Origin of the sequence: Cohnella xylanilytica (assembly GCF_014212175.1) — a bacterium.
Lineage (GTDB): Bacteria > Bacillota > Bacilli > Paenibacillales > Paenibacillaceae > Cohnella > Cohnella xylanilytica.
On sequence record NZ_JACJVR010000011.1, the window covers coordinates 41,128 to 63,172 of the forward strand.

A 22,045-nucleotide genomic window follows, 5' to 3' on the forward strand; every position below is an offset into this window, starting at 1 on the left:
TCAATGCTCCTCTCTCGAATAATTATTGCAAGGAAGCCATGCGTCGATGGAGGTGCCGTTCCCAGGCGACGAACTCAGAGCCCAGCTCCCGCCTAGCTCCGCCGCGCGTTCGCGCATGGACGCGAGTCCGATTCCGCGAACCTGGGAGCCGTTGCTGGCCCCGGCGGCTCCCGGGGCGAACCCGGCGCCGTTATCGGCGACCGACAGCCGCAGCCCTTCGTTCTCCATGGCGACGCGTATCTCGCATCTCGTGGCCCGGGAATGCTTCACGCAATTCAGCATCGCTTCGACGAGAATGCGGTAGGCGGCCACCTCGACGGCTGCCGGCAGGGGAGGCAGAGGGTCATGCGGTTCGACGATCTCGATCGCGAGGCGGCCTCCGCTGCCCTTCGAGACCTCCGGGAGAGAAGAAGCGATCGCCCGAAGCTCGTCCCTCTTCTGCTTGACCGCTTCAAGCAGCCCTAATTCGTCCAAGGCCGGCGGCCGAAGCTCGTAGACAAGCCCTCGAATATCTTCGACCGTCTGTCGGATGACGGTCTTCAGCCCGGACACGAGGGCGCCCGCCCGTTCCGTGTCCCGCTTCATCCATTCCTCCGCGGAATCCGCGTTCAGCGCCAGCGCCGCGAGCCTGGGGGCGAGATCGTCGTGCAGGTTGCGGCGAATCGCCAGCCGCTCTTCTTCGCGCGCCAGGATAATCCTCTCCCGCGATTGCTGCAGCTCCTGGGCCAGCAGCCGAATGTCCAGCATCTGCTTCGCTCCCGCCACGACGACGCCGGCTTGGCGGGCAAGCAGCTCCAGCATCCTGCGGTCCTGACCTGGGAACGGCTCTCCGGACGGGGAACGGGAGACGGTCAGAATGCCCAACTCTTCGCCGTTCACCACGAGCGGCAATTCCTCGAACCGGTCCTCGTCCGCAGGCTTCGTGCCCGCTTCGGCTACCTCGGCGAAGCCGCCGTTGCGGCTCAGCTTAAGAGAGACGTAGGGGAGCTTCAAGGTGTCGCGAACCGTCTTGACGACGAGCAGCATCGCGTCTTCGGGACGGTGCGGCTCCTTCAGGCGGTGTCCGAGCCGAAGCAGGACCGCGAACGGATCCTCCTTCTCCCCGTAGAGGAGCCGATTAAGCCCGTTCTGAATCCGCTCCTTAAGCGGAGCGAAGAGGACCGCTATCAGCCCGGTGGCGGCCAGGGAGACGGCGGCCTGGTTCCCCGTTCCGAATACCGTGCCCAAGTACCATACGGTTCCGACGTAGAGGACGGCTAGACTGCCGCTGAGCGCCGCGTAGAGGATCGTGCGGTTGACGATCGGTTCGATATTCCACAGCCGGTATCGCTGCACGGAGACGACCAGCGTCAATGGAAGCAGAAGGAAGAGCAGCCGGCTGGCGGCTTCCACGAGGAGCATGCCCGCGGGATCGCGCGATTCGTAGAAGTCGGGGTTCCAAGCGAGCGGAAGCAGATTGACGGCGCCGACGCCAAGGATCATTATGCTGAAGCCGAGCACGAATAGCCGGGTCTGCTCCTGCTGCTTCGTGTCCGCGGCGAAGCGGTATCGATAGATCTGGACGAACAGCAGCAAGCCGTAGAAGGCGACCATCCAGAGGCCGGTCAGCCATGAGGGCCAGAGGGAGATCGGCCAGCTCGGCGGAGCCGCGGTCGAGAGGAACCGGGGAACGAACACGAGCCAGCCGGCGACGCTCATCCAGCGGCGGGGAACCCCGCTTCCCGGGAATAGAAGCCCGAACAGGAAGACGGACAGGAAGGCCGCGGCGTCCGCGAGCCGGTAAATCGGCCGGACCGCCTCCCAAGCGGAGGCGTGAAGAAGGGAATCCGGATACATCGTGATAAAAGCGTAGGAAATAAGAAGGACGCAGCCGACCAGCGGGACGGGCTCGCGCGAGCGCTTGCGGAGAAGAACGCCGGCAGCCCCGGCGTAGATCAAGAAGCAGACGAGATCGAAGCCCGCGTAAAGCGCCGCCAGGCCGGAAGGAGTCAGCCCCCATGAATCTCGCAGCGAGGAAGGCAGCATCTCAATCGAGGCCCCCGGACATGAGGTGCCGGCGCAGCCTTCGAGATAGCGGTCATAAATCGGCAATCCCGATAAAAAAAGCAGGCTTAGAAGCCCGCTCCACAGAAGCGCGGCGAAGCGGAACGCTTGAATGCCGCGCGCGCCGATTCGAATCGTTCGCATGCCATCGATCACCCTTGGTCGCGACGGGCGGACAAGAGGATATACCCGGCTCCGACCGCGGCCGAAGCGATTCCGCCCCATGTCCCCAAACTACCAGCATGGTGGGGAATTGTCAACGCAGCGGCGGCGAGATAGAGATAGACGATTCCCGTCAGTATTCCAAGACGGACGCTGTCGCGGCTTCTTCCGGCCGCGAAGAAGCCGGCCATGATTAAGTTGAGGTAGAGGGCGGAGTTCTCTCCCCACCGGAACTCATCGTCCAGGCCGGCCCATTGGTTCGATATTCCTCTCCAGATCAAGGGGAGCAGAGCCGCGGCGGCCGCGGCCGTCAACATCGCGACGGGGCGGCTCGGCGTCCGCGTCTCGCCGGAGGACCGGAAGACTTGGTCCCGATAAGGATAAGCGGCATACAGCGAGAGACAGACGACGGCGAACATTCCGGTTACGAACAGCTTCTTCACGTACAGGTTCCAGTCGGTGATCGCGAGAGCGACCAAGAACACCCCGTGCCCGAGAATGTAGAATCGGAGTACGGCGGGACCGGCTGCGGGCCGGAAGAGCAGCATCACAAGGCTGCCTCCGAGCAGCAGGCCGATCAAGGCGCCGTGAACGCCGCCGTGCCAATGAAGCTCGTACGGCAAGTAGCTCTCGGATCTCGTGAAGGGCAGAAGCAGCTCGATAAAGCCGTCGAGGGCGGCGAAGCTTCCCAATGCGAACACGGCGGCGAGAATGCGGAATACCGCCATTCGCCATCTGGTCGGCCGGCGTTCCATAGCAAGAGGCGTCTGTACTTCCATAGAAAATCTCTCCTTCAGGGATGGTATCGTACTCCTCCAGCGTAATCGCGGTCGGCCGCGGCCAGCCAGTGGAGGCTTCCCGGGAATCCGGGAAGTTCCGCCGGGAATCCGCCGATACGAAGAGTGGACTTGTCGATACCCGTCCCTATTCGGAGAGGGGAGACGGCTAAGCGTTCAGATACCGTTCCCGAATGATCCGGAGATGGTGGAGCTCGTGGCCGCAGATGACGCAAGCCAGCGCGCGGGCGGAGATCGTCGTGTTGCTGGCCGTTCCCTTGCGCAGCCAGGCTTCCTCGGACAGGCCGCGAAGCAGCGTCAGCGTCGCCTGCCTCACCGCCGCGTAATCTTCGGCCAGCTGCCGGATCGGGAGCGAGTCGAAGCCGGCGCCGGGGACGAGAATGTCCTGGTCGTAGCCGGGCAAGGGCGTCGTATCGCCTCTCGCGATGCGCAACAGCCGGTAGCTCATGATCCGTTCATTGTCGACGATGTGGCCGAACGCTTCCTTGAGGCTCCACTTGCCCGGCGCGTACCGGTAAGCGCCCTGCTCTTCCGTCAAGGAACCCAGCAGCTCGAGGGTACCCTCGCCCTGCTTCCTTAAGATCTCGATCAGATCGCCTTCGGGCGTCAGCGATACGTAATTGCCGAAGAACGAGCCGTATTCGTCCGTGCCTGGTCTGCCTCTCATAAGAACCCTCCTAACCGGAATTTAATAGTAGATTATTTTCCCGAGCAGGTCCTGTCAAGAATTCAAATAACTTCCGATCTCCCCGGGCAGCGGAACCGTGTCCCACGGAGACCAATAATAGCTCTTGTCGTCATGGAAAAGATGATATCGGAAGCCGACCGTCCCGCCCGCGGACAGCACGACCGTGAAGATCTCGGGATCCGGACCGCCGGGAGCGGGGGAGTAGGATTCGGAGGCGGCGCTCCGTTCGAGCAGGTTCACGAAGGCGGCGGCCTTCTCGCCTTCGAGAAGATTCGTCATCGCCGGTTCGTCGTCCGGGCCGTATCGATAGATCTCGACGAGGGTTACTTTGTCCTTCGGAATATCTTTGAAATGCCAAGGGTAGCCGGTCTGCTTCTCCGGGTCGGCATAGAGCGCGTACCCGCCGATCGCCTTGTCGTCTCGAACCGCGAGGATCGACCGGTCGGGGCGGCTCTTCAGTTCATAGAGCACCGTGCCCGGTTCGAGGTAAGCGGCGTCCCCGTTCTTCGACCGATACCCGGGAGTATGAACGTTGCCCTCGAGCTTGAACTTCACCTCGCCGACGCCGGGCCCGATATCGGAGGGATCCGTCAGCGCTCTGTTGTACATCGCCTCATAGGAACGGCCGTCCCACTTCACGAAGTCGACCCAATCGATCGAGACGTTCGCCCGGACCAGCGGATTGCCACGGCAGCCCGTCAAGGCCAACGCCAGCAGCGCGATCGCGAGAAGCGGGCAGGCCGCGAGCCTGACGATTCGCATCTCTTATCCCCCAATTCGTCTTTGTTTTTTTCGTTTGTTCACTTAGACGTCACTTCCGAACCATATGTTTCCATGGCGGACCGTCATAAATGCGGAAGGAACGGGGCATTTTAGGAAGGGGCCGTCTTGTGACAAAGTTGTTACGGAGGAATTTTCGGACTTGCGTCCGACGCTTCCGGAATATAACATATAGGATAATGGGAAGCTTATGAACAAAAGGAGGTCGCACCCATGTTCCTGGCGGCAAACGCGGAGGAATCGGCAAGCTTGTTCACTCCGTTCGACATCTTTATGGTTATCTTTACCGTGCTGATTGCGATCGGAATCGTGCGTCTGCTGATGGCGCGCCCGAAGAAGAACTTCTTCGCCATCGGATTCGGATTGGTGGCGTTGATCGTATTCCTCATCGCAGACGTCAAGATGGTCAGCGGCTGGTAATGGTTCCATAGCGCGCGAACCGGAAGCGGGTTGGAGAGAGAATCTCCGGCCCGCTTTTTTGTGCCGTTTTTCGCTGCGATCCGCGAATCTTGCGGAATCGGGAGCGATTTTTTGTGGGCGATGTCGTTCGAATCTATCTGTGGCGGAGCGGAGAAGTATGTTAAATTATTCTAGTCTGAGAAAATCCTAATTTGCTTGACTGGAGGAGAGGGTTTGAAGCAGCGTTCGAGCCGCCGGCTGGCGGTTATCGCGCTAGGCGCCGCGATCGGATTCGCGGCCGGAGATGCGGAAGCGGTGGCGCCCGCGAAGGCGTCCTTGGATGCCCAGGTCATCAACGGAGAGGTCTACGTCAAGGCCTCGTCGCTCGTCGCCCAACTGGGCGGTTCGGGGTCTTACGATCCCGGCACGAAGAAGTACAATTACGCCGCGGCCGACGCGGTGCCGGACGTCGTCAAGAAGGTGTCTCCTTCCGTCGTCGCCATTATCGGCAAGCCCCAAGACCAGAACGCTTCGAACCGGTTCTCGCTCGCCCACGGGACGGGCGTGATCTTGAAGAGCGACGGGCTGATCCTGACCAACACGCACGTCGTGAACGGAATGGACCATATCGTCGTGGTGACGTCCGACGGCAAGGAATACGAGGGGACGCGGAAGTACATGGACGCGACCAGCGACCTGTCTCTCTTGCAGATCAAGGCGACCGGCTTGAAGCCGGCGAAGTTCGCCGCTTCGCCTCTCCAGGTGCAGGTCGGCGAGACGGTCGTCGCCATCGGAACCCCGGTCTCCTTCTCGCTGCGCAACACGGCGACCGTAGGCGTGATCAGCGGGATGAACCGGTCGGTCTCGTCGCATTACAACCTGTTGCAGACGGACGCGGCCATCAACCCCGGCAACAGCGGGGGACCGCTCGTCAATCTGAAGGGCGAAGTCGTCGGCATCAACTCGATGAAGTTCGTGGACGTCGATATCGACAGCATGGGCTTCGCCATTCCGGCCGACACGGCGCAATACATCATCCACCAGATCGCCAAGTACGGCAAGGTGATGCGGCCGACGCTGGGCCTCGATCTGGAGGAGAGCTGGTCGGCCGTCGTCGGGCTGCCGACGGAGGAGCCGATGAAGGTGATCGGAATCTCGTCTGCCGAAGCCCGGAACGCCGGAATTCAAGCGGGCGACGCCTTGTACTCGGTGAACGGCAAACAGGTCTCCACCGAGGTCGAACTGAACGAATTGCTCAAAAGTTATTTGCCCGGACAGACGGTGACGGTTACGCTGCTGTCGGACGGGGATCTCGTCAATCGCAAGCTCGTGCTCGCGGCGAGCTCGGCCAAATAGGAAGGGAGAACATCCGTCGATGGTTCTGAATCGCTTCGCCCGAACGTCCTTATCTTTTTTACTCGTTATCGCGCTCTTCTTCTCGTTAGCCTTGTCCGCTTCGGCGGCCGACGAAGCGGCCGCCTCGGGATTGGATATCCGCCTGAAGGCCGGCAGCGGATCGATGACCGTGAACGGCAAGGCGGTGGCCGTGCAGGCGCCGTTCCAACAATCGGGAACGACCTACGTGCCGCTCAGCGTCATCACCAAGGGATTCGGCGCGAGCCTTCAGCTTAAGGATAACAAGATTATTACCTTGAAGTATATGACCCATACGGTCGTTCTGACGATCGGAAGCAAGACGGCGTGGATCGACGGCAAGAAGGCGACGCTGGCCGCCGCCCCCGTCGTGGTCAAAGGCGTGACGATGGTTCCGATTCGCGTCGTCGAAGCGTTCGGAGGCAAGGTCGCCGTCGTCGCCGCGACGAAGGAGATCCGCATTACGTCCGCGACCGGATCGGCAGCCGGCACCGGAGGAGCCGGCGGCATCGACACCGATGCCGGCAAGTCCCGGATCGGCGACAGCTACTTCCAGTGGTCCATGAACTACCCGACGGGACTGGCGCAGAACTTCCAATCCGATAACGGCGATTACCTGTCGTTCCAGGACGTGAAGAAGGAGTTCTACTTGTCCGTCGGCGCGGAAGAGGCCGAAGAGCCGATGGATGCGGCCGAACAACTGGATTATCTGAAGGACAACGTGCTGTACGACGAGACGGTGCTCGATTCGAAGCCGGTCAAGCGCTCGGGACTGACGTTCCAGCGAGTCGTCGCCAAGTCGTCCGAGACCGGGTTCTACTACGATTACCGCGGCATTCAAGCCAACGGGCGCTTCTACACGCTCTCCTTCGGCAAGAAGGCCAAGTCCGTCGACGAGCTGAACGCGAGCTCGTCCATTCTGGACAGCTTCGAAGTCAAGTTCGACGCTTCGAACAAGGCGCTGAAGGACTTGACGAAGGTGAAGGACGGGCTTGTCGCCTTCGCGAACGACGATTACGGCCTGGAGCTCAAGCTGCCTCCCGATTGGGTGGAAGACAGCGACGGGGATTCCTCCGCCTATTATTACAACGAGACTTCGGATTTGTCCTTCTACGTCTACTCGGCCCCTTCCGGCGACACGGCCGCGGCTTGGTCGGAGAAGTACACGGATAAATTCAAGAAGTTCTTCGCGGAGACGTCCCGGACGGGACCCGAATCCTCCGATATCGTATGGAACGGCGTTCCGGCCAAGCAAGTCCATTATTCGTATCTGACGGATACGGGCTGGTCGGAAGAATACGACATCTTCGCCGTGCGCGGGTCTTACAAGTACATGATCTCCCTGAGCTTCGACAAGAAGGACAAGGCGAAGGGCGATGAAGCGCTCCAGCTCGTTCTGGACAACATGAAGGTGGACTTCTCCCAGGTGGAGCGGACGATCGGCGAGCTGCCCGATCCGATCGACTCGGAGAAGCTGGAGGAAGTCGTCGCCAAGAAGAGCAAGAAGTACGGATACAGCGTCTCGATTCCGAAGTATTGGGTCGGAGGCGAGAAGGATTTCGAGAAGGAGAGCGTCACATATTCCGGAGTAGGGCTCAGCTTCCTGATCGCCGTCAACCCCGACACCAAGCTGGATTTGTACCCCGATCTGGTGCAGAAGCAGTATACGAGCTCCGGGGTCATGGAATTGACCGACAAGAAAGAGATCGCGGTCGGCGCGGCGAAAGGGTTCGAGATGTCGTTCAAGATCGTGGCGGCCAAAGAAGGAGACGGCGGACTCGTCAAGCTGTACCTTCTGGAGAACGGCGGCAACGTCTATCTGGTGCAGTGGATGGTTCAGAATCCGAACGCGACCGAATTCAACCTCAAGCAATTGGACGATGTTATGAACTCCTTCAAGTTCACGGAATCCTGAGAGAGGATTCGCAAGGTCCGGATCGGCTTCGCAGGCCGTTTCCGGACTTTTCTTTTGGCCCCGCGCGGCGCGGTTTGATATACTAGGGTCAGTCGACCGCCTGCCGGCGGTATGGAGGTATAAATCGCAATGACAGACAAAGCCGTCATACGGCGTGAAGATATCGAATTGCTGGCTCCGGCCGGAGATTGGGAGTGCATGAAGGCCGCGGTCGCGAACGGAGCGGACGCGATCTTCTTCGGCGTGGAGAAGTTCAACGCGCGGGCTCGCGCCAACAACTTCAAGATGGAAGAGCTCCCAGAGATCATGAGGTTCCTGCACCGCTACGGGGTGAAGGGCTTCCTGACGTTCAACATTCTCGTCTTCGAGGACGAGCTCCGCGACGCGCGCGTTCTGGTGGACGCATGCATCGAAGCGGGCGTGGACGCGGTGATCGTGCAGGATCTTGGGTTGGTGAAAATGATAAGGGAGATGTCCCCGGACTTCCCGATCCACGGGTCGACGCAGATGACGATCACTTCTCCGGAAGCCGTCGAGTTCACGAAGCCGTTCGGCCTCGAGCGGGTCGTCCTCGGCCGGGAGAACAACCTGAAGCAGATCAAGAAGATCGGCGAGCAGGCGAAGCTGCCGATGGAAGTGTTCGTGCACGGGGCGCTGTGCGTCTCTTACTCCGGCCAGTGCCTGACGTCGGAAGTTTGGGGCGGCCGCTCGGCGAACCGCGGCGAATGCGCGCAGGCGTGCCGCCTGCCGTACGACCTGATGGTCGACGGCGTGCAGAAGCCGATGGGCGACATCGCGTACCTGCTGTCGCCGAAGGACCTCGCGGCGCTCGACCTGATGCCGGAGCTGATCGAAGCCGGGGTCACGTCGTTCAAGATCGAGGGCCGGCTGAAGAGCCCGGAATACGTCGCCAACGTCGTGAGCAAGTATCGGCGCGCCATCGACAAGTACTTCGAAGGGGACGAGTCGGAGCCGTCGGCCGAGGAAGTGCGCGAGCTGCAGCAGAGCTTCTCGCGCGGGTTCACGCACGGATTCTTGGAAGGGACGAACAACAAGAAGCTCGTCGACGGGACGTTCCCGAAGAGCCGCGGCGTGTACCTCGGCCGGGTCGAGAAGATTCTGCGGGACGGCGTCGTCTGCACGATCGAAGCGCCGCTCAAGCGCGGCGACGGCCTCGTCTTCGACGCGGGGGACCCGACGAAGAAGGAAGAGGGCGGACGGGTGTACGACGTGCGCAGAAGCGGGACGAAGCTGGAGGGCGAAGTGCCGGAAGGCGAGCGCATCGAGATCGTGATGGGCCGCAGCGACGTCGACCTGACGCGCCTGCACGAGGGCGACCGTATCTGGAAGACGAGCGACCCGGCTCTGGACAAGCGGCTGCGGAGCACGTTCGAGACCGAGAAGCCGTACCGGACGTTCCCGGTGGCGGTGACGGTGGAAGGGCGCGAAGGGGCGCCGCTGCGGACGATCTGGACGGACCTGGACAAAGGGTCGACCGTCGTCGCGCAGTCGGAGATGCCGCTCGAGCGCGCCGAGAAGCGGCCGCTCGGCCGCGAGGTGCTTGAGGAGCAGCTCGGCCGGCTGGGCGGAACGCTCTATCGGCTCGAGCAGCTGACGGTGTCGCTGGAGGGCGAGGTTATCGTGCCCAAGAGCGAGCTGAACCGCATTCGCCGCGACGCGGCAGAGCGTCTCGAAGCGATGCGGGAGCTGCCGCCGAAGTATACCCGGCTGCAGGGAGCCGGCGCTCTGGCGCCCAAGGTCTCGTTCAAGGCGGACCCGGAGCCGGTAACCTCGCCGCGGTTGACCGCGCTCTGCCGCACGCTCGAGCAGGTGAAGGCGGCCGTGCGAACGGACGCGGCGATGATCTACGCCGACTTCGAGTTCATCAAGCAGTTCCCCGACGCGATCGCCGTCTGCCGCGAGGCGGGCAAGCCGATCGCGCTGGCGACGCCGCGCATCCATATGCCGGGAGAGAACGGCTACCATCGCAACATTCTGAACCTGAAGCCGGACGCGGTGCTCGTCCGCAACACGGGGGCGCTCTATTATTACCTGAGGGAGCGCGCCGAGAAGCCGGGCGAGAAGCACCCGCTGCTGATCGGAGACTTCTCCCTGAACGTGTCCAACCACAAGACCGTCGAGCTGTTCCGCGAGGCGGGTCTCGATTGGGTAACTCCGTCGTACGACCTCAACATCCAGCAGATGGTCGACATGCTGCGGATGGCGGACACGTCGAGGCTGGAGATCGTCATCCACCAGCATCTGCCGATGTTCCACACGGAGCACTGCGTCTACTGCACGTTCCTGAGCGAAGGGACCGACTATACGAACTGCGGCCGTCCGTGCGAAGAGCATCGCGCTTCGCTGCAGGACCGGATCGGCATGTCCCATCCGGTGCGAGTCGACGAAGGCTGCCGCAACACCGTCTACAACGCCATCGAGCAGTCGGGCGCCGAATACTTGAGCGAATTCAAGGAGCTGGGCGTTCCGTCCTACCGGGTCGAGTTCCTGGAAGAGAACGCGGAGAAGGTGCAGGAGGTGCTGTCGCTGTATCGCTCCGCCCTAGACGGCCGCATCGGAGGAAGCGAAGTGTGGCGCAAGCTGAAGGCGACCAACCAGCTCGGCGTCACCCGCGGCCAGCTCGTGCGCTGATAACAAAACGACGTCTGCCCCGGCTCCCTGATACGAGGGGGCCGGAGCAGACGTTTTTTTATCTTCGCGTCACTCGTCGAAGAGCGCGAACGTGCACCCGTCCTTGGTGCAGAAGACGGAGCCGGCGTTCGTACCGACCGAATCGCGAAGCTTCTGGACGGCGGCGGCGGCCGCCCTTTTCTGCTGCGCAATCTCCGAGTTCACCGACTTGCGGACCTGGCGGCTCTTCTTGGCCGCGCTGGCGGCCCGGGCGGCTGTCGCTTTGTTCGCGGCGGTTTTGCGGCTGGACATGCGATCCCTCCTTTTCCCCTTGACTGATACAAGCTATTCGGAGCCTCGGGTGGAAGGTTGGACGACCCGACCGCCGTCTTCGATAAAGCGGCGGAAGCCGAGTACAGAATTAACGGCGGGTTTACATAAACCGGGAAATGCGCTGTCGTTCGGGTGATAAAATCGGTCAACACCCATTCGCATTTAGAGAGAGGGATCGTATGATGAGGTTGTACGACGAACGTTTCCCAGCATTTGTCGCATTGGGCGGCGTTTTCCTTTACAATAAGAATAAGGTTCAAGGAGGCTGCGGAGCATGAAGTTGGCGGTGGTAGGAGCCGGTATCGTCGGGTTGACGACGGGAGCGGGGTTCGCGGAGCTGGGGCACCAGGTCGAATGCTACGACATCGACGCGGGGAAGATCGGGCTGCTTACGGCCGGAGCCGTTCCTTATCACGAGCCGGGCTTGCAGTCTCTCGTCGAACGCAACGTCGCGGCGGGCAGGCTGCGCTTCGGGCTCGCTCCCGAGCAGCTGACGAGCCAGGCGGAAGTGATCTTCCTCGCGGTAGGCACGCCTAGCGCGGATGACGGCCATATGCAGCTCGCCCCGCTGTGGGCGGCGGCCGACAAGCTGACCGCTTGGCCGGGCGGAGGGCGGCGGATCGTCGTCGTCAAGAGCACCGTGCCGGTCGGCACCGCGGACAGGCTCGAAGCGAGGCTCCGGAGCCGGCTGCCGGCGGACTGCGAGGTCCACGTCGCGTCGATCCCCGAGTTCATGCGGGAAGGCGGCGCGGTTCGGGACTTCTTCGAGCCGGCCCGCATCGTGATCGGCACGAACGATCCGGAGACGTTCGAGCGGCTCGACCTGCTCCACCGTCGGCTGCCCGCTCCGATTCTCGGCACCGACCGCCGGACGGCGGAGCTCTCCAAGCTGGCGGCGAACGCCCACCTCGCGGTCCGGCTCAGCTTCGCCAACGAGATGGCGGCGCTCGCCGAGCAGACCGGCGCCGATTACCCCGCGATCGCGCGCGTGCTCGGGATGGACCCGCGGATCGGCCCGCACTTCCTCGGGGCCGGTCTCGGCTTCGGCGGCTCCTGCCTGCCGAAGGACGCCCGCGCCCTGGTCCGCCTGGCGGACGAGGCGGGCGCGCCCCAGACGCTCGTCGCGGCCGCGATCCGCGCGAACGTCATGCTCCCGCTGCGCATGGTGCGCAAGCTGGAGGCCGCGCTGTCCGGGCCGTCGCGCCGCCGGGTCGCGCTGCTCGGCCTCACGTTCAAGCCCGGCACGGACGACATGCGCGAGGCGCCGTCCATCCGCTTGGCGACGGAGCTGCTGCGCCGCCATCCGGGCATCGTGCTGACGGCTTACGATCCCGCCGCCGGAGAGCACGCGAAGCGGGCGCTGCCGAACGCCGTCCAGCTGTGCGATTCGGCCGAAGCGGCGCTTCGCGGCGCGGACGCGGCCATTCTCGTCACCGAATGGCCGGAATTCCGCAAGATTCAAGCGGAAGACTTCAAGAACTGGATGAAGCGTCCGATACTCCTGGATGGACGCAACGCGCTGGACGCCGAGACGCTGAACGCCCAAGGGGTCGTCTGCATCGGGGTCGGACGTCTTCCCGCGACTCCCTCCGACGCATTAGGCGCGGCGGAATTGACTGCATTTCAAACGGAAGTAGAGCCATAGAGAGAGGATGCAGCACCATGAGAATTCGCAAGGCCATCATTCCCGCAGCCGGATTGGGGACCCGATTCCTGCCCGCGACCAAAGCCATGCCCAAGGAAATGCTCCCGATCATCGACAAGCCGGCCATTCAATATATCGTGGAAGAGGCCGTCGCATCGGGGATCGAGGATATTCTGATCGTCACCGGCAAAGGCAAACGGGCTATCGAGGACCACTTCGACAGCTATTACGAGCTTGAGCAGAACCTGCTTCAGAAGGGGAAGTTCGACCTGCTCTCCGAAGTGCAGCGGGCTTCCGACCTGACGGACATTCACTATATTCGGCAGAAGGAGCCGAAGGGACTCGGGCACGCGATCTGGTGCGCCCGCAAGTTCATCGGGAACGAGCCGTTCGCCGTCCTGCTCGGGGACGACATCGTGCGTTCCGAGCCGGTGCCTTGCCTCAAGCAGATGATGAACGTGTTCGAGGAAGTGCAGAGCAGCGTGCTCGCCGTTCAGCGGGTTCCGCAGAACGAGATTTCCCGCTACGGCATCGTCGATCCCGCGGAAGGGGCGGATATCGACTCGTCGCTGATCCGCGTCCGCGGGGTCGTCGAGAAGCCGGCCGCCGATAAGGCGCCTTCGAACATCGCCATTATGGGACGTTATATTTTGACGCCGGCTATCTTCGATCTTCTGGAGACGCAGAACACCGGGGCGGGCGGGGAGATTCAGCTCACCGACGCCATCTTCCGGCTGCTGGGCGACGAGGCCATCTACGCCTACACGTTCGAAGGCAAGCGCTACGACACGGGCGAGAAGATGGGCTACCTGAAGACGATCATCGATTTCGCGCTGGAGCGTCCGGATCTGGGGGATCAGGTCAGGGCGTATCTGGAAGAGAAGCTTCGTCCTTAAGGCTAGAAATCGTTAATAGGGTTAGAGGTTAGCAATGATAAATAGATGTGGATGCGAGTAATGGTAATTTGGTGTATGTGCTGGCAATGATAAATTGGTGCAGATACGAGCAATGATAAATAGGCTTTATGCGCATGAAGCACATGCCGCTTGTTCCCTTAGGTGGGACAGGCGGTATTTTTTTTCGCTTGCGGAGGGGGATGGGCTTGAGAGGAGGTGAGCGATATCGGACAAGCCCGAACCAAAGAAATGAATTCATACCGCGCTGCAACCGAGCCGACTGCTGAACCTAACCAACTACCGAACCACCAACCGAACCATGATAGCGCCGAGCGATTTAACGACAACATGATCCGCATTCGTGCCGAACATCAGGACCGCAACCGCCGAAGCAGCCGCAAGTACGCAATCCGCCACAGGTCGCTAACCAACTAATTCAAGTCTTTAACAAACCAAAATTCGGAGGGATTAAGATGGGAATTACGACTTTCGAAGAACTGTTGGAGAAGCAGAAAAAAGAGGCGAGCGGCCAAAGACTGGAGATGCTGGGCCGCGATTTGTCCGGGACGAAGAAGCTTGTGGAGACCGTTCTGCTTCCGACTCTCAAAACGTTGGACGGAATCATCCTGGAGCACGAGATCGTCAGCCAGTCCGGCGTGCGCATTTACATTGACGCCATGTATCCTCCGCTTCTGGCCGCGTTCGAAAGCGACGGATTCGTCGCCCATGGAGAGAACCTGACCCGAGACAAATTCTCGTTCGAGCGGATGCGGGTGCGCACCATAACCGTAGGCGGCTTCCGCTATGTCCCTTACAGCAACGATGAACTGGACAAGAGGGCCGAAGCCTGTCGGCGGACGGTGTACGAGCTGCTCGGAAGATACGGCAGCGTCCCCCGCTCCAAACTCTCCAAGCTACCCGTGTACGAAAGAGAAATCCTTCGCTTCGGGATGACTCTCAACGATTCCTTTTCATTGGCCGAGGCAAGCGAGTGCTTGCTTCTAAGCCAGCGTTCGACAAGTCAGACGCTGCATCGCATGGTAGAAAAACAGCTGCTAATACCGACTGGAACGGGAGGCATTCGATATCACGGCTATTTTTTAAGCGGGATGGCAATTAGTTACTTTCAATAGTGTGGTGAGGCGCGGTCAGAGTGGAAGAAACGTCAGTTAGAGAGGCGTGAGGGGCTCCGATTGCGGATGTAACGGAAGAAACGTAAGTTAGAGAGGCGCGAGGAGCTCCGAAGGGGGATGTAACGGAAGAAACGTCAGTTAGAGAGGCGCAAGGGACTCCGAAGGGGGATGTAACGGAAGAAACGTCAGTTACAGAGGCGCAAGGGACTCCGAAGGGGGATGTAACGGAAGAAACGTCAGTTACAGAGGCGCAAGGGGCTTCGAAAGGGGATGTAACGGAAGAAACGTCAGTTACAGAGGCACAGAAGTCGGGCCACACGGGGGCTGCGAGGAGCGACGAACCCTGACGTAGAGGGCGGCGCGCAATCCGCCACAACAGTAAAATCCCTCCACAAGCCCGAGCCGTCTTGGAAGAAAGGAAGAATTCCTGTAGACTAAGGGTAAACGGCATGGAGGAACGCATGATCGCATTTCCTTCTTTCTATAGTTCATGGAGACACGTCTTCAAGCTCGACCCGGATCGGGAGATTAGCGACGAGGCGCTGGACCGGATCTGCCTGTCCGGCACGGACGCGATTCTGGTCGGCGGCTCGAGCGGGGTGACGTACGACAACACGGTGGAGCTGCTGTCCCGCGTCCGCCGCTACGAAGTGCCGTGCGCGTGCGAGTTGACCGATGCGGCGAGCGCGGTGCCGGGCTTCGACGGCTACTTCGTGCCGATGGTGCTGAACGCGCCGGGCCGAGACTGGCTCGTCGGCCGGCAGGTCGAGGCGCTCGCGGACTACGGCCACTTGATGCCGTGGGAGTCCGTCGCCGGCGAGGCCTACCTCGTGCTGAACCCGGATTGCACGGCGGCGCGGGTGACGGAGGCGACTACCGACCTGTCGCCGTCCCAAGTGGCGGCCTACGCCCAGCTCGCGGACAAGCTGTGGCGCGTGCCCGTGCTGTACGTCGAATACAGCGGCACATTCGGCGACATGGCCCTCGTCCGCCGCGCCCGCCAGGAGCTGCGCCAGGCGCAATTGTTCTACGGAGGCGGCATCCGCACGCCGGAGCAGGCCGCCCAAGCCGCCGAAGCGGCCGACACGGTCGTCGTCGGCAACGTCGTCTACGACGATCTGAAGGCGGCTCTATCCACGGTCGAAGCCGTGAGACAACGCGTAAAGGAGCAAGACCATGTTTTTTGAACCGGCACACGAATCCGATCCCGCGGCGAACGAGAGCCAACAAGGCTTCGGCGTCGGGGTGAACATAGACGAAGCGATCAAGAAGCTGAACCCGAAGCAGCGCGAGGCGGCCGTCGCCACCGAAGGGCCGCTGCTCATCATGGCCGGCGCGGGCAGCGGCAAAACCCGGGTGCTCACGCACCGGATCGCGTACCTGATCGCGAAGCGCATCGCGGCTCCCTGGAGCATCCTCGCCATCACCTTCACGAACAAGGCCGCGCGCGAGATGCAGGAGCGGGTGTCTCACCTCGTCGGCCCGTCCGGGCGCGACATCTGGGTGAGCACGTTCCACTCGATGTGCGTCCGCATCCTGCGCCGCGATATCGAGAGAATCGGCTTCAGCTCCAACTTCAGCATTCTGGATTCGGCCGACCAGCTGTCGGTCATCCGCAACATCATGAAGGAGCAGAACATCGACACGAAGAAGTTCGAGCCGAAGGCGATCCAGGCGTTGATGAGCGGCGCGAAGAACGAGCTGATCACCCCCGAGCAGTACGAAGCTCGGGCCGGCGATTATTTTCAGACGATTACGGCCAAGGTCTACACCCAATATCAGAAGCGCCTGAAGAGCAACAACGCGCTCGACTTCGACGATCTCATCATGACGACGATCCAGCTGTTCAAGGACGTCCCGGAAGTGCTGGACTTCTACCAGAATAAGTTCAAATACATTCACGTGGACGAGTATCAGGACACGAACCGGGCCCAGTACATGCTCTGCCGGATGCTCGCGAGCAAGCACCACAACATCTGCGTCGTCGGCGACAGCGACCAGTCGATCTACCGGTGGCGCGGAGCGGACATCACGAACATCCTCAACTTCGAGAAGGACTATCCGGAAGCGCAGACGATCCTGCTCGAGCAGAACTACCGTTCGACGTCCAACATCCTCGAAGCCGCCAACCAGGTCATCAAGAACAATATGGGGCGCAAGGCCAAGAACTTGTGGACGGACCAGCCCGGCGGCGAGAAAATCACGGTCTACCAAGGCGACTCCGAGCATGAGGAAGGGTACTTCGTGGCGGCCGAGATCAAGCGCAACCGGCAGAACGCCCGGCGGTACGGCGATCATGCGATTCTGTACCGGACCAACGCGCAGTCCCGGGTCATCGAGGAAATTCTGATCAAGTCGGAGATTCCTTACCAGATCGTCGGAGGCACGAAGTTCTACGACCGCAAGGAGATCAAGGACATTCTCGCCTACCTGCGCCTCATCTCCAACCCGGACGACGATATCAGCCTCAACCGGATTATCAACGTGCCGAAGCGGGGACTCGGCGACACGACGATGGCGAAGGTGCAGGAGGAGGCGGCGCGCCGGGGCATCTCGATCTACCGGCTGCTCTCCGAGGGAGACGGCTTGCTCGGGGACGGCCTCTACCATCTGGACATTCAGGGACGCGCGAAGAGCGCGCTGTCGAGCTTCCGCTACCTGATCGCCAACCTGACCGCGATGGTCGACTACCTGTCCGTGACCGAATTGACCGAGAAGATGCTCGAGATGACGGAGTACCGGCTGGAGCTGCAACGGGAGAATACGCTGGAGTCGAAGGCCCGCCTGGAAAATATCGAGGAATTCCTGTCCGTCACCCAGGAATTCGAGAAGCGCAGCGACGACAAGTCCCTCGTCGCGTTCCTGACGGACCTCGCGCTCATCGCCGATATCGACTCGATGAACGATGACGAGGAAGAGGGCGGAGACGCCGTCGTGCTCATGACGATGCACAGCGCGAAGGGGCTGGAGTTCCCCGTCGTGTTCATCGTCGGCATGGAGGAGGGCATCTTCCCCGGAAGCCGCGCGTTCATGGACAACGACGAGATGGAAGAAGAGCGCCGTCTCGCGTACGTCGGCATCACGCGCGCCGAGAAGAAGCTGTACCTGACCTGCGCGCGCATGCGGCTGCTCTACGGACAGACGAAGAGCAACCCGCCTTCGCGCTTCCTTCAGGAGATTCCGAACGAGCTGAAGGAAGCGGTCGAGCCGCCGGGCGGCCGCATTCAAGGCTCCTACGGCGGAGGCGCTTCTCGGCTGGGCTACGGCGGAGGCAGCGGAGGCGGGGCCGGCTACGGCGGCGGAGGCGGCTACGGGGCCCGAAGCGGCGGTCAGCCGGGCTTCGGCGGCCGGCCGTCGGCGCCGCAGACTGTCGGCGGCTTCGGCTCGCGGCCGGCGTCCTCCGCGGGAGGCGCCCGCGTCGTGCCGCAGCCGGGAGCGCCGAAGCCGGCCGCGGCCGGGCAGGGCGGCCTGTCCGTCGCCGCCGGCGACAAGGTGCAGCACGCCAAGTGGGGCGTGGGCACGGTCGTCGCCGTGAAGGGAACCGGCAACGACACGGAGCTGCAGATCGCATTCCCGGCGCCGGTCGGGGTGAAGCGGCTGCTCGCGGCGTTCGCTCCGGTTACGAAGCTGTAAGATCGTCGCGGATCGCCGCTATCTTCAAGCGCCTCCTTGCCAAGGGGGCGCTTGTTCTTTCTATGCTCCTCCAGGCAGGCGAGGCGCAGCCGGATACGGCTCCAGCGCGAGAGAGGCCGTCGCCGCGACTCTCATTGACGAGCGAAGGGGCATCGGCTACAATACTAATATATGTTGTATACAACATCCAAGAACATTCGAAGGAGTCGAACGCGATGAACCTCTATGGCTTTCAAACCGCACGACGAATCGTAAGCGGATGCAACAGCCTTCAATCTTTGCGCGACCATCTGGGGCCGCTGGCCCAAGCGAAGTCCGCGCTGCTGATCACGCAGGCGAGCCTGCTCCGCTTCGGCTTCGTTCAAGAGATTCTCGACCAGCTCTCCGGCTTGGGAATCGAGACGGATACGCTGACCGACGTGCTGCCCGAGCCGACCGCGGCGAACATCGAGGAGATGCACGAGAAGATCCGCCATCGGCCCTTCGAGCTCTATATCGGAGTCGGCGGGGGCAGCGTGCTGGACGCGACGAAGATTCTGTCGGTGCTCAAAACCAACGACAAGAAGGTCGTCGACTTGCTGGGCACCGATCTCGTGGACCGTCCCGGGGTGCCGACCGTGCTGATCCCGACGACTTCGGGCACCGGCTCCGAAGTAACTCCGAACGCGATCGTGACGCTTCCGGACGAGGAGCTGAAGATCGGAATCGTCAGCCGCTACCTGCTCCCGGAGCTCGTCGTGATGGACCCGGTCCTGACGCGGGGGCTGCCGAAGCCGATCACGGCGGCGACGGGGATGGATGCGTTCACGCACTCCTTCGAATCGTTCATCTCGAACAAGGCGAATCCGATCAGCGACATGTTCGCGCTGGAATCGATCCGTCTCATCTCCCGCAGCATCGCCGCGGCCTATCATGACGGGGCCGATCTGGAAGCGCGCGAGCGCATGATGATCGGGTCGATGTACGGGGGGATGGCCCTGACGAGCGCGGGTACGGCGGCGGTTCACGCTCTCGCGTATCCGCTCGGGGGCAAGTACAACATCCCCCACGGGGTGGCCAATTCGATGCTGCTGCCGCACGTGACCGAATTCAATCTGGACGTCATCACAGAGCGGCTTGTTCCGGTCGCGGAGGCGATGGGACTGACCCGCGGAGAGATCGGCGCGGAGGAAGCTTCCCGGCTCGTAATCGACCAGCTGCTCGCATGGACGCGGGAGCTGGACATCCCTCAGAACCTGGAGTCGTACGGAGTGACGCCCGCGGACGTGCCCGCCCTGGCGGAAGCCGCGATGAAGGTAACGAGGCTGCTGAACAACAATCCGAAGAAGGTGTCGGAGGAGGATGCGGCGGCCATCTACCGGAAGCTGCTCCCCTAATCCGGCGACCCAAAAAGGCAGCCCGCTCCCGAGAGGGAACGGGCTGCCTATTGGCGCGTTCGCGGGGGTCTCGCTTAGATAACCCCGCCGTTGCGGTTGATTTTCTCGATCAAGCCGGTTCGTGAATCCTCCAGATGCTTCCGGATCACTTCCTTCATCCGGCCGACGTCCCCGGTCTTGATCGCTTCGATGATGCGCTGGTGCTGGTTGATGGCCGAGACGACCATCTCCTTGGAGATCAGCGAGTTCTTCGCGGCCAGGAAGCGGTAGTTCATCAGGTTCTTGTAGATCCCGATGTTCTTGGCGTTGCCGCCCAGCTTCATGAATTCCAGGTGGAACGCGAGATTGTAATCTCTCTGAAGGTACTCGTCCAGAGGCAGCGTCTCCAGCTCCTGCAGCGATTGGGCGACGACCTGCTCCATGCCCTGCAGCTTGACCGGCAATTCGTCCGGCGGAACGGCTCCCAGCTTGTCGACGACCCAGAATTCCAGCATGAGGCGGGTGTCCATGATGTCCATGACGTCCTCGGCCTCGATCGCGTTGACGAACGTCCCGACCTTCGAGACGGTCTTCACCAGGCCGTCCATCTCCAGCCGGTTCAGAGCGTCCCGGATCGGCGTGCGGCTGACTCCCAGCTGCTGGGACAGCTCGGGGATATAGAGCTTCTGGTTCGCCTGGAATTCCCGGTGAATGATTTTCTCCTTGAGAATCGTATACGTTTTATCCCAGAGGTTGGAGGTATCGATCTTGGGCAGATCCATCGTGAGCACGGCTCCTTCATGCGTTCTGCGAAGCGGGGGCGAGAAGGCCCGGAACGGCTTGCGTGAAAAGCAGGGTTGTTGTTGTATACATGATATTTCTTATGTTACATGAGCCTCCGACAACCGTCAATTCATTGACGAACCGGGGGAGATGGGCTATAGTTATCGTTGGATGATGTATACAACGTACAACAATCAATTTAGGCATTGCCAAGCCGCTCGGGGAAAGGAAGGGGGGGCTGCCCCTGCAAAGGCGGGCGGGGAGAACCGTTGGAAGCGGATGATTCCTGAGGTTGATAGAGAACGCAGCCTAAGGACCGAAGCGACGGGATTCGGATTGAAGCCATGAACGAGACTTCCGAATTCACCTATTCCAGGAAGTCCGTTAGCGAAAGGTCTTGCGTCGTTTTTTTATCCCGAAATCTAAAGCGTTTCCATTTCCGTATCGCGCGCAAGGCAAGGAGGCGATAAGCCCGATGAGAGTGGTATCCACCTCGCCCTCGTTCGCCATGTACTCCGACGAGCCGCTTCAGATCCTGAGAGAGCACCGCATAGAAGTCGTCCGGCTTCCGGCCCATGCCGGCGAGCGGGAGCTGATCGGCGCCCTTGCGGACGCCGACGCGATCATCGTCGGATACGGGGACATCAACCGGAACGTCATCGAGAGCTCGCCGCGGTTGAAGGTTATTTGCAAGCACGGCGTCGACGTGGACAACATCGACCTGGCGGCCGCGAGGGAGAAGGGAATTCCGGTAACGAACGTCCCGGACGGGAACAAGACGGCGGTCGCGGATTACGCCTTCGGGCTCATGCTGACGATCGCCCGGAGAATCCACGAGGCGAACGAGAGGACCAAGCGAGGCGAATGGCCGAAGATGGTCGCGGGGGAAGTGTACGGGAAGACGCTCGGAGTCGTCGGCTTGGGGCGAATCGGCAAGGAGATGGTCCGCAGGGCGAAGGGATTCGACATGCCGGTGCTCGCCTACGATCCGTATCCCGATGCCGCCTTCGCCGAGGCGAACGGCGTGCGATTCGTCTCTCTGGAGGAATTGCTGGGGGAGAGCGACTTCGTCACGCTGCATCTTCCGCTCGATGAACGGACGCATCGCCTGATCGGGCGGGAGGCGCTCGGCCGGATGAAGAGAACGGCCTATCTCCTGAACGTATCGAGAGGCGGCCTGATCGACGAGGCGGCTCTCGAGGAAGCGCTGCGGGACGGGAAAATCGCGGGCTGCGCCTTGGACGTGTTCGAGGAGGAGCCCGCGAAGGAGCATCCGCTGTTCGAACGCCCGAACTGTCTGGCGACTTCCCACGTGGCGGGCTACACCTACGAAGCGATCGACAGGATCGGAGTCGCTTGCGCGAACCAAGTCGTCAGCGTGCTCGTCCGGGGCGAGGAGCCGGTTCATCGTCTGTAGCGCCGGTCGAGCGGCAGGACCGGCGACGGTCCGAGAGGGACGAGCTTCGATGGCGGCTCAT

At 61.6% G+C, this 22,045-nt stretch carries 17 protein-coding genes; 11 read left to right on the forward strand and 6 right to left on the reverse strand.

What is annotated here, in order from left to right; translation table 11 throughout:
* The 4 genes from H7B90_RS03620 to H7B90_RS03635 all read right to left on the reverse strand — a co-directional run bounded on the left by H7B90_RS03620 (position 1) and on the right by H7B90_RS03635 (position 4,452).
* Positions 1 to 2,187, reverse strand: coding sequence for an ATP-binding protein (locus tag H7B90_RS03620; protein ID WP_185134510.1), 2,187 nt, complete (start codon positions 2,185 to 2,187; stop codon positions 1 to 3).
* Positions 2,188 to 2,195: 8 nt separating this feature from the next.
* Positions 2,196 to 2,984 (reverse strand): hypothetical protein, encoded by a 789-nt coding sequence (locus H7B90_RS03625; protein WP_185134511.1) that lies wholly within the window; start codon positions 2,982 to 2,984, stop codon positions 2,196 to 2,198.
* Positions 2,985 to 3,150: 166 nt separating this feature from the next.
* Complete coding sequence (locus tag H7B90_RS03630) at positions 3,151 to 3,669, reverse strand: DinB family protein (RefSeq protein ID WP_185134512.1); 519 nt, start codon at positions 3,667 to 3,669, stop codon at positions 3,151 to 3,153.
* A 54-nt stretch (positions 3,670 to 3,723) separates the two neighbouring features.
* Positions 3,724 to 4,452: a hypothetical protein gene (locus H7B90_RS03635; RefSeq protein WP_185134513.1), complete on the reverse strand. Its 729-nt coding sequence runs from the start codon at positions 4,450 to 4,452 to the stop codon at positions 3,724 to 3,726.
* Positions 4,453 to 4,683: 231 nt separating this feature from the next.
* Between H7B90_RS03635 and H7B90_RS03640 the strand changes: the two genes are divergently transcribed.
* The 4 genes from H7B90_RS03640 (at position 4,684) to H7B90_RS03655 (ending at position 10,810) form a co-directional block, all read left to right on the forward strand.
* Complete coding sequence (locus H7B90_RS03640; protein ID WP_185134514.1) at positions 4,684 to 4,890, forward strand: hypothetical protein; 207 nt, start codon at positions 4,684 to 4,686, stop codon at positions 4,888 to 4,890.
* Between the two features lie 213 nt (positions 4,891 to 5,103).
* A complete protein-coding gene (locus H7B90_RS03645) occupies positions 5,104 to 6,225 on the forward strand; it encodes a S1C family serine protease (protein ID WP_185134515.1) in 1,122 nt (373 codons plus the stop codon).
* Positions 6,226 to 6,244: 19 nt separating this feature from the next.
* A complete protein-coding gene (locus tag H7B90_RS03650) occupies positions 6,245 to 8,158 on the forward strand; it encodes a stalk domain-containing protein (protein ID WP_185134516.1) in 1,914 nt (637 codons plus the stop codon).
* 129 nt (positions 8,159 to 8,287) lie between these two features.
* The gene (locus H7B90_RS03655; protein WP_185134517.1) at positions 8,288 to 10,810 is read left to right on the forward strand and encodes a U32 family peptidase; all 2,523 of its coding nucleotides are present in this window, start codon (positions 8,288 to 8,290) and stop codon (positions 10,808 to 10,810) included.
* A gap of 69 nt (positions 10,811 to 10,879) precedes the next feature.
* Here the strand turns inward: H7B90_RS03655 and H7B90_RS03660 are convergent, their stop codons facing one another.
* Positions 10,880 to 11,101, reverse strand: coding sequence for a hypothetical protein (locus H7B90_RS03660; protein WP_185134518.1), 222 nt, complete (start codon positions 11,099 to 11,101; stop codon positions 10,880 to 10,882).
* A gap of 295 nt (positions 11,102 to 11,396) precedes the next feature.
* On the opposite strand from H7B90_RS03660, the gene H7B90_RS03665 reads away from it, so the two are divergent.
* The 6 genes from H7B90_RS03665 to H7B90_RS03690 all read left to right on the forward strand — a co-directional run bounded on the left by H7B90_RS03665 (position 11,397) and on the right by H7B90_RS03690 (position 19,805).
* Positions 11,397 to 12,767, forward strand: a complete 1,371-nt coding sequence (locus H7B90_RS03665) for a UDP-glucose dehydrogenase family protein (protein ID WP_185134519.1) — start codon at positions 11,397 to 11,399, stop codon at positions 12,765 to 12,767.
* A 17-nt stretch (positions 12,768 to 12,784) separates the two neighbouring features.
* Positions 12,785 to 13,663, forward strand: a complete 879-nt coding sequence (gene galU / locus H7B90_RS03670) for a UTP--glucose-1-phosphate uridylyltransferase GalU (RefSeq protein ID WP_185134520.1) — start codon at positions 12,785 to 12,787, stop codon at positions 13,661 to 13,663.
* A 473-nt stretch (positions 13,664 to 14,136) separates the two neighbouring features.
* Positions 14,137 to 14,796 (forward strand): hypothetical protein, encoded by a 660-nt coding sequence (locus tag H7B90_RS03675; protein ID WP_185134521.1) that lies wholly within the window; start codon positions 14,137 to 14,139, stop codon positions 14,794 to 14,796.
* Between the two features lie 461 nt (positions 14,797 to 15,257).
* Positions 15,258 to 15,983, forward strand: coding sequence for a heptaprenylglyceryl phosphate synthase (gene pcrB / locus H7B90_RS03680; RefSeq protein WP_185134522.1), 726 nt, complete (start codon positions 15,258 to 15,260; stop codon positions 15,981 to 15,983).
* A complete protein-coding gene (pcrA, locus tag H7B90_RS03685; protein WP_185134523.1) occupies positions 15,973 to 18,429 on the forward strand; it encodes a DNA helicase PcrA in 2,457 nt (818 codons plus the stop codon). Before pcrB ends, pcrA begins: the two co-directional genes overlap by 11 nt.
* A 215-nt stretch (positions 18,430 to 18,644) precedes the next feature.
* On the forward strand, positions 18,645 to 19,805 hold the full coding sequence (locus H7B90_RS03690; RefSeq protein WP_185134524.1) for an iron-containing alcohol dehydrogenase: 1,161 nt from the start codon (positions 18,645 to 18,647) through the stop codon (positions 19,803 to 19,805).
* 74 nt (positions 19,806 to 19,879) lie between these two features.
* Here the strand turns inward: H7B90_RS03690 and H7B90_RS03695 are convergent, their stop codons facing one another.
* A complete protein-coding gene (locus tag H7B90_RS03695) occupies positions 19,880 to 20,566 on the reverse strand; it encodes a GntR family transcriptional regulator (RefSeq protein WP_185134525.1) in 687 nt (228 codons plus the stop codon).
* A 476-nt stretch (positions 20,567 to 21,042) separates the two neighbouring features.
* Here H7B90_RS03695 and H7B90_RS03700 point away from each other — a divergent pair, with 476 nt between their 5' ends.
* Positions 21,043 to 21,984: a phosphoglycerate dehydrogenase gene (locus tag H7B90_RS03700; protein WP_185134526.1), complete on the forward strand. Its 942-nt coding sequence runs from the start codon at positions 21,043 to 21,045 to the stop codon at positions 21,982 to 21,984.
* Positions 21,985 to 22,045: the final 61 nt, after the last annotated feature.

Bases quoted from the DNA above. Each gene is read 5' to 3' on its own strand.
- H7B90_RS03620 (WP_185134510.1), bottom strand. From the start codon at position 2,187: ATGCGAACGATTCGAATCGGCGCGCGCGGCATTCAAGCGTTCCGCTTC.
- H7B90_RS03625 (WP_185134511.1), bottom strand. From the start codon at position 2,984: ATGGAAGTACAGACGCCTCTTGCTATGGAACGCCGGCCGACCAGATGG.
- H7B90_RS03630 (WP_185134512.1), bottom strand. From the start codon at position 3,669: ATGAGAGGCAGACCAGGCACGGACGAATACGGCTCGTTCTTCGGCAAT.
- H7B90_RS03635 (WP_185134513.1), bottom strand. From the start codon at position 4,452: ATGCGAATCGTCAGGCTCGCGGCCTGCCCGCTTCTCGCGATCGCGCTG.
- H7B90_RS03640 (WP_185134514.1), top strand. From the start codon at position 4,684: ATGTTCCTGGCGGCAAACGCGGAGGAATCGGCAAGCTTGTTCACTCCG.
- H7B90_RS03650 (WP_185134516.1), top strand. From the start codon at position 6,245: ATGGTTCTGAATCGCTTCGCCCGAACGTCCTTATCTTTTTTACTCGTT.
- H7B90_RS03655 (WP_185134517.1), top strand. From the start codon at position 8,288: ATGACAGACAAAGCCGTCATACGGCGTGAAGATATCGAATTGCTGGCT.
- H7B90_RS03660 (WP_185134518.1), bottom strand. From the start codon at position 11,101: ATGTCCAGCCGCAAAACCGCCGCGAACAAAGCGACAGCCGCCCGGGCC.
- H7B90_RS03665 (WP_185134519.1), top strand. From the start codon at position 11,397: ATGAAGTTGGCGGTGGTAGGAGCCGGTATCGTCGGGTTGACGACGGGA.
- galU (WP_185134520.1), top strand. From the start codon at position 12,785: ATGAGAATTCGCAAGGCCATCATTCCCGCAGCCGGATTGGGGACCCGA.
- H7B90_RS03675 (WP_185134521.1), top strand. From the start codon at position 14,137: ATGGGAATTACGACTTTCGAAGAACTGTTGGAGAAGCAGAAAAAAGAG.
- pcrB (WP_185134522.1), top strand. From the start codon at position 15,258: ATGATCGCATTTCCTTCTTTCTATAGTTCATGGAGACACGTCTTCAAG.
- pcrA (WP_185134523.1), top strand. From the start codon at position 15,973: ATGTTTTTTGAACCGGCACACGAATCCGATCCCGCGGCGAACGAGAGC.
- H7B90_RS03690 (WP_185134524.1), top strand. From the start codon at position 18,645: ATGAACCTCTATGGCTTTCAAACCGCACGACGAATCGTAAGCGGATGC.
- H7B90_RS03695 (WP_185134525.1), bottom strand. From the start codon at position 20,566: ATGGATCTGCCCAAGATCGATACCTCCAACCTCTGGGATAAAACGTAT.
- H7B90_RS03700 (WP_185134526.1), top strand. From the start codon at position 21,043: ATGAGAGTGGTATCCACCTCGCCCTCGTTCGCCATGTACTCCGACGAG.